This window comes from Soehngenia sp. (genome assembly GCF_055108775.1).
In genome coordinates this window covers 46604-60760 of record NZ_JBSQIL010000002.1, presented here as the reverse complement: position 1 = coordinate 60760, position 14157 = coordinate 46604, and the positions used below count along the sequence as shown (strand labels likewise).

The following is a 14157-nucleotide window of genomic DNA, read 5'->3' as shown; positions in this document are numbered from 1 at the left end:
TGACACTTAGAACAAAAACTGCTACACTCAAATTGAAATAAATATAGCTCATATAAATCCCATAATAAGGTTGGGATGTTTCTACAAAATGACCGATAATCATTTGTCTATGAGCGAAAGTGTACCTAGGGTTCTTGAAAAAGACCGAGCGGTACAAATGTCTAAAGACATTACACCGGAGGGATAAAAGCCCAGGCGGGTAGGTTTCGCATATGACCTACCCACCTGGGCTATATTTATTATTAAATAATTTTAGGGGGAATATTATGTCGAATTTAAAAACTGACAATCTCTTGTACTCCGGTAAGACGAAAGATGTCTACAAATTAGAAGACGGAAATTATTTACTGAGATTCAAAGATGATGTAACAGGTGAAGGTGGAGTATTCGATCCTGGGGCAAATAAAGTAGGCCTTACCATTGAAGGTGCAGGTAGATCTGGACTAAGATTAAGCACTTACTTTTTTGAACTTTTCAATAGGAAAGGAATACCCACACATTTTGTTTCTTCAGACATTGACAATAACACTATGACAGTTTTACCTGCTAAACTATTTGGAAAAGGCGTAGAAGTTATAGTCAGATACCGAGCAGTAGGTAGCTTTTATAGGAGATATGCATTATATGTTGAAGAAGGAAGAAAAATAGGACCGTATGTCGAATTTACTTTAAAAGATGATTTGAGAGATGACCCACTTATAACAGAAGATGCACTTGAAATATTAAATATTATGAGAAAAGAAGAATCAAATAAAATAAAGAATATGGCTGTTGAAATAGCAGAGATAGTAAAGGATGAATTGGAGAAAAAAGGCATAGAGTTATATGATATAAAATTTGAATTTGGCAGAATAACAGAAGATAATCACATCGGATTGATTGATGAAGTGTCAGGTGGTAATATGAGAGCCTATAAAGATGATGTATATATCGAACCGTTGACACTTGAAAAAATAATGTTAAATAATTAATTAAACGCAATTAGATTAAATTTTATAGACCGAAAGTGTACCTAGGGTTCTTAATAAAGACCGAGCGGTACAGATGTCTTATGGCATTACACCGAAGGGAGAAAAGCCCAGGCGGGTAGGTTTCGCATATGACCTACCCACCTGGGCTTAAAAATTTAGGAGGTTGAAAAATGAAAAATTTTAGAATCATGATTGAAAAAAGGGAAGATTTTAATGTAGAGGCTAAAAAACTAAAAAAAGATGCTGAATTTCTAGGTATAGAAAAATATGACGATATAACTGTATTTAATGTTTATGATTTATTTAACGTTGATGAAGAAAAACTAAATGAAATAGTTGAAAAGATTCTGTTTGAACCAAACATTGACAATATATACTCCGGTGAATTAAATCTAAACAATGGGGAATTGGCTTTTAGATTTGAATACAACAAAGGGCAATTTGACCCAAGACAAAATGCCACAGAAATACTAATAAATAAATATTTAGGATATAAAGACTCATCTGTAAAAGTTTCAAAGATTATTTTAGCAAAAGGCATGTCAAATGAAGACTTCTCTAAATTAAAATTTTACTATATAAATCCAGTAAACTCTAAAGAAGTGCCTCTAAATTTAATAAGTGAAGATAAAGAAGAAATACAACCCAAAGAGATTGAAATCATAGATGATTTTATTAACTATTCAAAAGATGAATTAATAAGATTTAAAAGTAAATACGATCTTGCACTTGATTTAGAGGATCTCTTATTTATACAAGATTATTTTAAAAAATCCATGAAAAAACCTACAATTACAGAAATTAAAGTTCTCGATACCTATTGGTCAGATCACTGCAGACATAAGACTTTTATGTCGGAGATAACTGAGATAAAGCTTGAAGATGGAGATTATAGAGACTTATTTGAAGATGTAATCAAAGAATATCTTTCATCAAGGGAATTTGTCCATAATAACAACAAGCCAATATGCTTGATGGATTTAGCAACCATCAACATGAAAGAAATAGAAAAAAATGGGAAATTAACGGACAGAGAAATCTCTGAAGAAGTAAATGCTGCAAGCATAGAAATTGAAGTTGATGTAGATGGGGAAAAAGAAAAATGGCTTCTGATGTTCAAAAATGAAACACATAATCACCCTACTGAAATAGAACCATTTGGTGGGGCTGCTACTTGTCTAGGCGGGGGTATTAGAGATCCACTTTCTGGAAGAGGCTATGTTTATCAAGCAATGAGAATTACAGGGGCAAAGGATCCAAGTGCAAAATTTGAAGATACATTACAAGGGAAACTTCCTCAAAGAAAAATCACTACAATGGCAGCTGAAGGATACAGTTCATATGCGTATCAAATCGGTGGAGCCTCTGGATATATAAAAGAATTTTATGATGATGGTTTTGAAGCTAAGAGATTAGAATTAGGTGCTTTAGTAGCTGCAGCACCAAAGGATTGGGTAAGAAGAGGCATTCCTAAACCTAATGATCTTGTATTGCTTGTCGGGGGAAAAACTGGAAGAGATGGATTAGGAGCAGCTGTTGGTTCTTCAGTAGAGCAAAAGAAAGATGCCTTAACTACAGCAGGAGCACAAGTACAAAAGGGAGATCCTCAAATAGAGAGAAAGATTGTGAGACTGTTTAGGAATGAAAAAGCTTCAAAGATTATAAAACGATGCAATGACTTCGGTGCTGGTGGAGTAGCTGTAGCTGTTGGAGAGTTGGCAGATGGGTTGCTAATTGATCTGGATAAAGTACCAACTAAATATGAAGGTATGGACGGAACAGAGATAGCTCTATCAGAGTCGCAAGAAAGAATGGCTATAGTTATAGATGAAAATGATTTAGAGGAATTTATTAAATTAGCACAAGAAGAAGATTTAGAAGTGGCAGTCATAGCGAAGGTAACCGAAGAAAAGCGAATGAAGATTGTTTGGAAGAACAAAGTAATCGTAGATTTGGATAGAGAATTTCTTAACACAAGTGGAATTAGGAAAAAAGCTAAAATTCATATATTATCGCCTTCAAAAGAAACTTCAGTTTTCAAAGATAAAACAAAATCAAACTGTTCAAATGCAGATAGATTTGTCGAAAATTTAAAGGATTTAAATTGCTGTTCGCAAAAAGGATTAATTGAAAGATTTGATAATACAATTGGGAAAAATGCTGTAGTTGTTCAACTCGGAGGGAGAGAAAAACTAACACCTCAAGTTGGAATGGCCGCAAAATTGCCTGTTATGGGAAAACACACAAATACTGCTTCTATAATGACTTGTGGCTATGATCCGGAAATAGCTAAGTGGAGTACATTCCACGGTGGTTACTATGCTGTAATTGACTCTATAGCTAGAGTAGTAGCAATGGGAGGGGATTACAAAAGAATTAGATTATCTTTCCAAGAATTCTATGAAAGTTTAGGAGAAGATCCTAAGAAATGGGCTAAACCATTTACATCACTTTTGGGAGCATATAAAGTACAAAAAGAATTGGAAATACCAAGTATTGGTGGAAAAGATAGCATGAGTGGAAGCTTTGAAAATATAAATGTGCCACCATCTTTGTTCAGCTTTGCAGTATGCGTTGAAAAAAGTGAAAATATAGTTTCTCAAGAATTCAAATCAGCGCATTCTATAGTAATTGAAGTCATGCTAAAAAAAGATAACAATGATTTAGTAGATTTGGAAAATTTAAAACACAATTACAATTTAATTAAAAAAATGGTTGATGAGAAAAAAATTCTTTCTTCAAATGTAATTGGACACGGAGGAGTTGCAAAAGCAATATTTGAAATGTGCATAGGAAATTGTATAGGTTTTAAATTTGACAATGACTTTGAAGATATGTATACACCATCATTTGGGAATATTTTATTAGAAATTTCAAAAGATAATTTAAAAGATATTTCAGAATTAAATTATAGAGTTGTAGGAACTACACAAAAAGAAAAATGCATAAAAATCGGAGAAGAAACACTTGAATTGGATGAATTAAAAAAAGTTTATTTAGGTGTTTTAGAAGATATATTTCCTATAAAAGAAGACATCAAAAAAGAAGTATCAAATATTGAGTACAAAGGGTCACACTCAATGAAGAGCACTAAGACAATTGCAAATCCTAGGGTTTTGATACCAATTTTTACAGGCACAAATGGCGAATACGACATGATGAGTTCATTTGAAGAATGCGGAGCAGTTGTAAATACATTCGCACTAAAAACATTTAGCACAAATGAAATAAAAAAATCAATTAGGTTACTATCGAATTTAGTTAAAGAAACACAAATTCTCGGATTAGCAAATGGGTATTTCTTAGGGAATGAGCCTGAAACTGCGGCTAAATTATTGAAGGTTATATTTGATGATGAGTATTTAAAAGAATCAATATATGAATTACTGTATAAAAATGATGGCCTTATTTTGGGGATAGGTTCAGGATTTAATGCACTTATTAAACTTGGACTGATTGAACATGGCAAGTTTGTTAAACAGAATGAACAATCCCCATCGATTGTATACAATTATTCAGGTGATTTCTATTCAAATTTTGCTGATGTTAAAGTAACTTCAAAGTTGTCGCCTTGGTTTAATGAAATGGAAATAGGTTTTGAATACACAGTGCCTATTGCGACAAAAGAAGGAAGAGTGTTTTTGAAAGACAAAAAAGAATTGATTGAAAAAGGGCAAATATCAACTCAATTTGTAAAGAATGGGAAAGCTACCTACGATGGCTTATATAATCCAACTGGATCTGAATTTGCTATTGAGTCTATGACCAGTCCTGATGGAAGAATATTAGGAACAGTATCTGCAATCGATAGAATTGCTGATGGAATTTACAAAAATATAGAAATTAAAGGCAAACATAAGATATTTGAATCTGGAGTAAATTACTATAAATAATGGAGGGATAACTATGAAAGTTGCAATAGTTATGGGAAGTAAATCAGATATAAAAATAGCTATGGAAGCAAAGGAAGTATTAGATAGCTTTGGAATCGAAAACGAAATGAGAGTCATATCAGCACACAGAACTCCTAGGATAGCAATTGAATTTGCTGAAAAACTAGAGGAAAATGGATTCGATTTGGTAATTGCAATCGCAGGGAAAGCCGCTCATTTAGCAGGTGTATTAGCTAGCCTAACAATATTACCTGTAATAGGAGTACCAGCAAAATCATCAACTTTAGATGGAATAGATTCACTTCTTTCAACAATACAGATGCCTAAAGGAATACCAGTTGCAACAGTTGCGATAGATGGTGGTTATAATGCAGGGATATTATCGGCAGAAATTTTATCAATCAGGGATAATGATTTAAGAAATAAATTAAAATCTCACAAAGAAAAACTAAAATTAGAAACGATTAAAAACGATGAAGAAATAAGTAAATTATGATAGGAGGACCTGATTTGAGCGGAATAATAGGAGTTTTCAGCAAAAACAATAAAGAAGTTTCAAAATATATTTATTACGGCCTTTATGCACTACAGCATAGAGGCCAAGCAAGTGCGGGCATTTCAATAAATAACAATGGATTCATAGATTATGAAAAGAATTTAGGTTTAGTTGGTGATGTTTTCACAAAAGAAGTCATGGAACGACTAAAAGGCGATATTGCAATAGGCCAAGTAAGATATGCTTCTTATTCTGAAAAGAATACAAAATCCAATTCAGAACCACTAGTAGTAGGGTATAGAAAAGGTGCTTTGTCAATTTGTATGGATGGAGCGATTGAAAATTACGAAACATTAAGAGAAAAATTTGAAGAAAGTGGACATATATTTCAAACTGATTTATCTGTAGAAGTTATTGCATCTTTGATTGCAAAATATCATAAAGATAGTTTAACATATGCTATAAAAATGGCACTAGACGAAGTCAATGGCTCTTATTCACTTATTATAATGACTAAAGATTCGTTGATTGCTGCAAGAGATCCACATGGAATTAGACCACTTTCAATTGGAAAAGTTGGAGATGACTTCATTATCTCATCAGAAACATGTGCTATTGAATGTATTGGAGGAGAATTTATAAGGGATTGTGATCCTGGTGAAATAGTGATTATTGATGACAATGGAATTAGAAGCGAGAAGCTTCAAAGTAAAAAAAGAGCATTATGCATATTTGAATTAGTGTATTTAGCAAGGCCTGATAGCTATATAGACAACAGATATGTATATACATCAAGATTTAATGCTGGTGAAATTCTTTATACAGAATGCCCCACAAAAGCTGATGTAGTCATTGGAGCTCCCGATTCAGGAACAGTTGCTGCAATTGGTTATGCCAAGAAATCTCAAATACCATACACTGAAGGAATAATAAAAAATAGATATATTGGGAGAACTTTTATTGAACCAACTCAAGACATAAGAGAAGAAGGCGTGAGAATAAAATTAAACCCCTTAACTTCGAATATAAAAGGAAAAGATTTGATATTAGTAGATGATTCAATTGTCAGAGGAACTACTATCAAAAGAACTGTAGAAATGTTAAGAAAAGCAGGAGCTAAAAGTGTACATGTAAGAATTGCTTCACCTCCTGTAAAACACAGTTGTTTTTTAGGGGTGGACACACCAAATGAAGAGAATTTAATAGCAAATTACATGACAGTAGAAGAAATCAAAAAAGCTATAAACGCTGACTCTCTATATTTTATATCGCTTGAAGGCTTAGTAAAAGCAGCTGGTGGAGAAAATGGGTTTTGCAAAGGCTGTTTTACTGGGGATTATCCAGTAAAAAGATCAAAGGAGGAATAAAAATGCCTATTGACTACAAAGCATCAGGAGTAGATGTAGATGCTGCGAACAAAGAAGTAGATCTGTTAAAAGATATAGTTAAAAAGACCTATATAAAAGGTGTGCTCTCAGAATTAGGAGGGTTCTCAGGACTATTTGAAATAGATACTAATGAGTATAAAAATCCAGTCTTAGTATCTGGAACAGATGGAGTAGGTACAAAATTGAAATTAGCTTTTATGATGGATAAACACGACACAGTAGGCATAGACTGTGTGGCAATGTGCGTAAACGATGTTTTATGTCAAGGTGCAAAGCCACTATTTTTTCTTGACTATATTGCTACTGGGAAATTGATCCCTGAGAAGATGGCGCAGATTGTTTCAGGAGTAGCAAAGGGTTGTTTAGATAGTGGATGTGCATTAATAGGCGGAGAAACTGCTGAAATGCCAGGATTTTATACAGATGGCGAATATGACATCGCTGGATTTTGTGTCGGAGTAGTAGATAAACAAAAAATAGTTACAGGCGAAAATATTAAACCAAACGATTTGATTTTGGGACTTCCTTCATCAGGAGTTCATAGCAATGGATTTTCTCTTGTTAGAAAATTATTTTTTGAAGACAACAATTTCAAAATTGATTGTTATATAGAAGAATTTGGGAAAACATTAGGCGAAGAGTTATTGACTCCAACTCGAATTTATGTAAAAGAGATATTAGATTTGATGAAGAGTTATGAAATTAAAGCAATGAGCCATATTACAGGTGGGGGTTTCTATGAAAACATTCCAAGGATGTTAAAAGAAGGGTTAAAAGCCAAGATAGATATGAGTGAATTTAATACACCTTCAGTATTTAGATACATACAAAAACTTGGTGAAATTGACATGAGAGAAATGTATAGGACTTTTAATATGGGAATTGGCTTGGTGATGGTGGTTGATAAAGAAGTTGCATCTAAGATAATATCGCTTTATGAAACAAGGGGCGAAAAAATTTATGCAATAGGTGAAATAATAGAAGGAGAGAGAGGCATAGATCTATGTCTTTAAAAAAAATAGCTGTATTGATATCGGGTGGAGGCACAAATTTGCAAGCCATAATTGATGCTATTTTAGAAAAAAAGATAAATGCAGATATTAAAATTGTCATATCCAATAGAGAAGATGCTTATGGACTAGTAAGAGCTCAAAAACATGGAATTAAAAATATGTTTATAAGTTCAAAAAATCTAACTGATGAAGAATACAGCAAAAAATTATTAGAGATATTTAAACAAGAAGAGATAGATTTTGTAGTATTAGCAGGTTTTTTAAAAATACTCTCAAAAAATTTGGTGATGCAGTACAAAAATAAGATCATAAACATTCATCCATCACTTATCCCTAGTTTTTGTGGTAAAGGATATTACGGCATAAAAGTACATGAAAAAGCAATTGAATATGGTGTTAAAGTAACAGGAGCTACTGTCCATTTTGTTGATGAAACAGCGGATACAGGGCCAATTATTGAGCAAAAAGCAGTAGATGTTGACGATTTTGACTCACCTAACTCTTTGCAACAAAAGGTATTGGAGATAGAACACGAGATATTGGTATCGTCACTTGAAAAGCTCTGCAACGATGAACTTGTAGTGATTGGTAGAAGAGTTATTAAAAGAGGAGGCAAAGATGAAAAGAGCATTGATAAGCGTTTATAACAAGGATGGGATTGTTGAATTTTCAGAAAAGCTAATCGGATTAGGATGGGAAATAATATCCACAGGAGGAACATATAAAGAACTTAAAAGAGCAGGTATACCTGTCACTGAAATAAATGAGATAACGAAATTTCCAGAGATTTTAGATGGAAGAGTAAAAACGTTAAACCCTATCTTACATGGAGGCATATTATTCAGGAGAGATAATGAAAAGGACTTAGAAACATTAAATGAACATGGATTGTGCCAAATAGATATGGTAGTTAATAATTTTTATCCATTTGAAGAAACCATAAAAAAAGATGGGATAACTGAAGAAGAAGTCATCGAAAACATAGACATAGGCGGACCTTCAATGCTCAGGGCTGCAAGTAAGAACTTTAAATTTGTAACAGTAATTTTTGACAACGAAGACTATGAAACAGTTATTGATGAGATAGTAAGATTTGGGGATACTACTTTAGAAACCAGAAAAAAACTAGCTGGGAAAGCATATTCATACACAGCATATTATGACAGTTTAGTTTCGGATTATTTTAACAGTGCAAATTCTATACTATTTCCTAAACACCTCACAATAGGCTATAAGAAAAATATAGATCTAAGATATGGTGAAAATCAACACCAGAAAGCAGCATTATATGAGAAAAACATGCGAAATAAACCGAATATAGTAAATGCTAAGAAGCTTCATGGAAAAGAGTTATCATATAATAACATTTTTGATGCGAATGCTTTATTAGAATTATTAACTGAATTTTACGAACCAACAGCTGTTGCAATTAAACACGGCAATCCTTGCGGAATAAGCTCGTCAAAAGACATCTATACTGCTTATTTAAATGCGTATAATGCTGATACTGAATCCATATTTGGTGGCATAGTAGGATTAAATAGGGAGGTGGATGAAAAATTAGCTTTCAAATTATCTGAGATATTTTTAGAAATAATACTTGCACCTTCATTTACTTCAAAAGCACTTGATATATTACAAAAAAAGAAAAACATTAGATTGTTAGAAATTGATAGATTAAATGATTTCAAAAAAGATAATATGACTTTTAAAGCAATAAACGGAGGGCTTTTATATCAGGAAAAAGATAATTTACTATTTAATGGCGAGTTAGAGGTAGTGAGCAAGAGAAAGCCAACACCAACAGAACTTGAAGATATGAATTTTGCATGGATAATTTCTAAGTATATAAATTCAAATGGCGTTGTTTTAGCAAGAGATAAGACATCTCTTGGAATAGGACTTGGAGATGTAAACAGATATTTTGCAGTTGAGTCTGCGTTGAAAAAAGCAAAAGGCAATACTGAAAACTCGGTTTTAGCATCAGATGGCTTCTTTCCTTTTGATGACTCAATAAAATTATTAGCAAAATATGGCATAACAGCAATAATAGAACCAGGTGGCTCTATTAGAGATAAAGAGATAATAGAACAAGCTGATAAAAATAATATTGCTTTGGTATTTACAGGTATTAGGCATTTTAAACATTAGGAGGTGTGAGGTGAAAGTTTTAGTTGTGGGAAGTGGTGGAAGGGAACATGCTATAATAAAAAAGCTATCAGAGTCAGAGATGGTTGACAAAATTTATTGCGCCCCAGGTAACGGAGGTACTTTAGAACTTGCCGAAAATGTAGACATAGACTCTTTAGATATAGATAGATTAAAAGAATTTTCTATTGATAACAATATAGATTTAACAATTGTTGGACCTGAAGATCCACTAGCTAAAGGAATTGTAGACGAGTTTAAGAAAGAAAAATTAGTGATATTTGGACCTGATTTTAAATGTGCACAACTTGAAGCAAGTAAAAATTACTGTAAGAAATTTCTAATTGACAATGATATTCCTACTGCTAAATATAAGACATACTTCAATTATGAAGAGGCAGTGGCTGGATTGAAGGACTTTTTATTTCCACTTGTAATAAAAGCAGATGGGCTATGCTTGGGGAAAGGTGTAACAATTTGCAATGACAAAGAGGAGGCAGTTGAAACTTTAAAAAGCATATTCATTGACAAAATATTCGGCACACAAGGTGAAAAAGTGATAATAGAAGAGTACTTAGATGGGATCGAAGCATCACTAATGTGCTTTGTATCTCACAATAAAATATATCCAATGGAAAGCGCAAAAGATTACAAAAAAATCTATGACAACGATTTAGGGCCAAATACAGGAGGAGTTGGAGCATATTCTCCAAGCCCATTGTTTAAAGATGAATTTAAGAAGAAAATCTATGATAATATAATTAAAAAAATCGAAAAAGGTTTTGAAGAGTATGACTTTGATTATACTGGGATACTGTTTATTGGTTTGATGATTTGTAACTCTATTCCATATGTACTTGAATTTAATGTTAGATTTGGAGATCCTGAGACAGAAGTAGTATTGCCAAGATTAAAATCGGATCTGTTTAAAATAATGATTGATGCAATAGAAGGGAAATTAGATGCAGATTCACTTGTTTGGGACGAAAGACCATCTGTTGCTGTTGTTCTAACATCAGGAGGTTATCCAAAAGAATATGAAAAAGGATATGAAATAACTGGATTAGAAAAAATAGAAAAAGATGTATATGTATTTCACAATGGCACTAAGAGAGTAAATGGAAAACTTCTAACAAACGGAGGGAGAGTATTAACTATTGGCTGTGTTGAAGATATGAACAAAGCAATCGAGAAAGTTTATGAAGAGATTAAAAAAATAAATTTTCATAAAATGCAATATCGAAAAGACATAGGAAGAACTTTCTTTTTGTAAATAATCTATATTACTAAATATTTTTTAATTATGATATACTAATCTTAAGTTATAAATATAGCTGATTTTAAGGAGGAGATAGCTTGAAAACAGATGTCCAAATAGCTCAAGAGGCTAAAATGCTACCAATCAAAGATATAGCTGAAGGATTGGGTATATCAGAAGATGAAATAATCAATTACGGGAAGTACAAAGCTAAGATTTCACTAGATGTTTACAAGAGACTGAAAGATAAGAAGGACGGAAAACTAATATTAGTAACAGCTATTAATCCAACTCCTGCAGGGGAAGGTAAAACAACTACAAACATCGGATTATCAATGGCTTTAAACAAAATTGGAAAAACTTCAATTTCTACTTTAAGAGAACCATCTCTTGGGCCTAGTTTTGGAGTAAAAGGTGGAGCAGCTGGTGGAGGATATTCACAAGTAGTTCCAATGGAAGATATAAATCTTCATTTTACAGGTGATTTTCATGCTATAACATCTGCTCACAATTTGATTTCAGCACTACTTGATAACCACATACAACAGGGAAATGAATTAGGCATAGACCCAAGAAGAGTTGTGTGGAAAAGGGTCATGGATATGAATGATAGAGCTTTAAGACATATTGTGATTGGATTAGGTGGAAAGCCAAATGGTATGCCTAGAGAAGATGGGTTTGACATAACAGTTGCATCTGAGATTATGGCTATTTTCTGTCTTTCCGAGAGCCTAGAAGACTTAAAAGAAAGAGTATCAAACATGATTGTTGCATATAAATTTGACGGTTCGCCAGTGTTTGTCAAAGATTTAAAAGCACAAGGATCAGTAGCACTTTTGATGAAAGATGCAGTTGCGCCTAACTTAGTACAGACACTTGAAAACACTCCTGCTATAATTCATGGTGGGCCTTTCGCAAATATAGCACATGGAAGCAATTCAATATTAGCAACTAAATTGGCTTTAAAACTTTGTGAATACACAGTTACAGAAGCAGGTTTTGGTGCAGATTTAGGAGCAGAAAAGTTCTTTGACATCACATCAAGATATGGTGGGTTCAAACCAGATGCAGCAGTTATAGTCGCTACAGTAAGAGCTTTGAAACATCACGGAGGAGCTAAAAAAGATGAATATGGCTTAGAAAACTTTGATTATTTAAGCAAAGGCTTTGAAAACCTTGAAAAACATATAGAGAATTTGAAAAAGTTTGGAGTGCCTGCTATTGTTGCATTAAACAAATTCCCAACAGATACAAAAGCAGAACTTGATTTTGTAATAAATAGATGCAATGAATTGGGAGCAGAAGCAGTATTATCAGAAGTATGGGGCAAAGGTGGAGAAGGCGGAATAGACTTAGCAAAGAAAGTTGTTGAAGTTGTTGAGAAGAATGAAGCTAATTTCAAATTTTTATATGATGTAGAAGAAAGTATAAAACAAAAAATCGAAAAGATAGCTGTTGAAGTCTATGGTGCAGATGGTGTGGAATTTAGCTCTCAAGCTTTAAAACAAATTAAAGACATAGAAAAGCTTGGATTAGATAAGATGCCAATTTGTATGGCCAAAACCCAATATTCTCTCTCTGACGATCCTAGTCTATTAGGTAGGCCAAAGAATTTTAAAATTACAGTAAAAGAGATAAAGATATCCAATGGAGCTAAATTTTTAGTTGCTTTGACTGGAGATATAATGACTATGCCAGGTTTGCCAAAAGTACCAGCGGCAAATAGCATTGACATATTGGAAAATGGAGAAATAGTAGGATTATTTTAAAGCTGGATTTTTTTCCAGCTTTTTATTTACTTTTATACTTTTATACTGTAATATATATATAGATTAATAAATAAAAGGAGGACAAAAAATGGCATATAATTCAAAGATAAAAAGCAAACAAGCAGATGAGCTATTCAAAGCTATTCTTCTGCTAGAAGATTTAGATGAGTGTTATAGATTTTTTGAGGATATTTGCACAATAAAAGAAATACAAGCAATTGCTCAAAGATTTGAAGTAGCTAAGTTGCTATTAGCCAAAAAGACATATAATGAGATAGAGGAAGAAACAGGAGCTTCAACAGCAACAATAAGCAGAATCAATAGATCGCTAAACTATGGGGCTGATGGATACCAAATAGTATTTGAGAGAATGGGCCTTACTGATAAAAGATCTGACAGCTCAAAATAAAATCACTAGGGCAAAAAAGATTCGAAAATAATCGTATCAAAATATTTGTTATATTTGATAAAATCCTCTCGTGATTTTATTGTATAACCTACACAATAAGATCTATAAATAAATTTTACAATATTAAGAGATAAATTTGAAGAGAACCTATAGTCATAAGCTATGAAATCAGGTTTAGATACGAAATTTAACAATAAATATGTCAATATAAAATTTTGCAGAGAAAAACCTCTTTCTTTGATTAAATTAGAAGATAACTGGCCTCTAATGTATTGAGGCCTATTATTTTTCATCCATTTTAAAACATACGGATTAAAAGATTCAATCATAAATTTTCCATTATATTTATCTAATAGGTTTGCTATTTGATTTAAATCATCCATATCTTGTGTATTCTCTTTTTTTATCTCTATTATAAGTGGAACTTTTGAATCAACTAATTCTAAAACCTCTTCTAGACTAGGGATGTGTTCTGTCGAGTTTAATAAATTGATTTTTGTTAACTCTTCATAGATAATTTCATTTATATTTATATCTATTCCAGCAACTCTATTTAGATTATCATCATGTATAATAACGGGAATTTTATCTTTAGTTAATCTCACATCAAATTCTATTCCATAATTTAAATCCATAGCATTTTTAAATGCAGATAAGGTATTTTCAACATTGTTTCTTTCATTATCATGTAATCCTCTATGAGCATAATATATATTTAAATAACTTTTTAAATTTTTATCGTGTATAAGCTTAGGGCATATTAAATATAAATATATAACTACAACAATTAATAGATATAAAATATTAATCAA

Annotated in this window: 11 protein-coding genes and 1 riboswitch; of the genes, 10 read left to right on the top strand and 1 reads right to left on the bottom strand. The window is 32.4% G+C overall.

Translation table 11 applies throughout. The annotated features are described in order from the left end of the window. The first annotated feature begins 28 nt into the window (after window positions 1-28). Window positions 29-130: riboswitch (purine riboswitch) on the top strand. Window positions 131-266: 136 nt separating this feature from the next. From ACTB1H_RS00715 to ACTB1H_RS00670, 10 genes are all read left to right on the top strand, one after another. Next, the gene (locus ACTB1H_RS00715) at window positions 267-971 is read left to right on the top strand and encodes a phosphoribosylaminoimidazolesuccinocarboxamide synthase (RefSeq protein WP_463260909.1); all 705 of its coding nucleotides are present in this window, start codon (window positions 267-269) and stop codon (window positions 969-971) included. Between the two features lie 170 nt (window positions 972-1141). Then, window positions 1142-4864: a phosphoribosylformylglycinamidine synthase gene (locus ACTB1H_RS00710; RefSeq protein ID WP_463260908.1), complete on the top strand. Its 3723-nt coding sequence runs from the start codon at window positions 1142-1144 to the stop codon at window positions 4862-4864. A gap of 13 nt (window positions 4865-4877) precedes the next feature. Next, entirely contained in the window at window positions 4878-5360 is a 483-nt protein-coding gene (purE, locus tag ACTB1H_RS00705; protein ID WP_463260907.1) for a 5-(carboxyamino)imidazole ribonucleotide mutase, read from the top strand. A 14-nt stretch (window positions 5361-5374) separates the two neighbouring features. After that, complete coding sequence (gene purF, locus ACTB1H_RS00700) at window positions 5375-6727, top strand: amidophosphoribosyltransferase (RefSeq protein ID WP_463260906.1); 1353 nt, start codon at window positions 5375-5377, stop codon at window positions 6725-6727. A 2-nt stretch (window positions 6728-6729) separates the two neighbouring features. Beyond that, window positions 6730-7761, top strand: a complete 1032-nt coding sequence (purM, locus tag ACTB1H_RS00695) for a phosphoribosylformylglycinamidine cyclo-ligase (RefSeq protein WP_463260905.1) — start codon at window positions 6730-6732, stop codon at window positions 7759-7761. Beyond that, the gene (purN, locus tag ACTB1H_RS00690; protein ID WP_463260904.1) at window positions 7752-8408 is read left to right on the top strand and encodes a phosphoribosylglycinamide formyltransferase; all 657 of its coding nucleotides are present in this window, start codon (window positions 7752-7754) and stop codon (window positions 8406-8408) included. The genes purM and purN overlap by 10 nt, the downstream gene beginning before the upstream one ends. Then, window positions 8380-9912 carry a bifunctional phosphoribosylaminoimidazolecarboxamide formyltransferase/IMP cyclohydrolase gene (purH, locus tag ACTB1H_RS00685; protein WP_463260903.1) on the top strand — a complete coding sequence of 511 codons (1533 nt, stop codon included), beginning with the start codon at window positions 8380-8382 and terminating at the stop codon, window positions 9910-9912. Before purN ends, purH begins: the two co-directional genes overlap by 29 nt. A 10-nt stretch (window positions 9913-9922) precedes the next feature. Continuing rightward, window positions 9923-11182: a phosphoribosylamine--glycine ligase gene (gene purD, locus ACTB1H_RS00680; protein WP_463260902.1), complete on the top strand. Its 1260-nt coding sequence runs from the start codon at window positions 9923-9925 to the stop codon at window positions 11180-11182. A gap of 83 nt (window positions 11183-11265) precedes the next feature. Next, on the top strand, window positions 11266-12936 hold the full coding sequence (locus ACTB1H_RS00675) for a formate--tetrahydrofolate ligase (protein ID WP_463260901.1): 1671 nt from the start codon (window positions 11266-11268) through the stop codon (window positions 12934-12936). An 88-nt stretch (window positions 12937-13024) separates the two neighbouring features. Continuing rightward, window positions 13025-13345 (top strand): YerC/YecD family TrpR-related protein, encoded by a 321-nt coding sequence (locus ACTB1H_RS00670; protein ID WP_463260900.1) that lies wholly within the window; start codon window positions 13025-13027, stop codon window positions 13343-13345. A 5-nt stretch (window positions 13346-13350) separates the two neighbouring features. Here the strand turns inward: ACTB1H_RS00670 and ACTB1H_RS00665 are convergent, their stop codons facing one another. Next, window positions 13351-14157, bottom strand: a complete 807-nt coding sequence (locus ACTB1H_RS00665) for a glycerophosphodiester phosphodiesterase family protein (protein WP_463260899.1) — start codon at window positions 14155-14157, stop codon at window positions 13351-13353.

What these genes read in the sequence shown, in the direction of transcription:
- ACTB1H_RS00715 (WP_463260909.1), top strand. Translation starts at nt 267, where the DNA reads ATGTCGAATTTAAAAACTGACAATCTCTTGTACTCCGGTAAGACGAAA.
- ACTB1H_RS00710 (WP_463260908.1), top strand. Translation starts at nt 1,142, where the DNA reads ATGAAAAATTTTAGAATCATGATTGAAAAAAGGGAAGATTTTAATGTA.
- purE (WP_463260907.1), top strand. Translation starts at nt 4,878, where the DNA reads ATGAAAGTTGCAATAGTTATGGGAAGTAAATCAGATATAAAAATAGCT.
- purM (WP_463260905.1), top strand. Translation starts at nt 6,730, where the DNA reads ATGCCTATTGACTACAAAGCATCAGGAGTAGATGTAGATGCTGCGAAC.
- purN (WP_463260904.1), top strand. Translation starts at nt 7,752, where the DNA reads ATGTCTTTAAAAAAAATAGCTGTATTGATATCGGGTGGAGGCACAAAT.
- purH (WP_463260903.1), top strand. Translation starts at nt 8,380, where the DNA reads ATGAAAAGAGCATTGATAAGCGTTTATAACAAGGATGGGATTGTTGAA.
- ACTB1H_RS00670 (WP_463260900.1), top strand. Translation starts at nt 13,025, where the DNA reads ATGGCATATAATTCAAAGATAAAAAGCAAACAAGCAGATGAGCTATTC.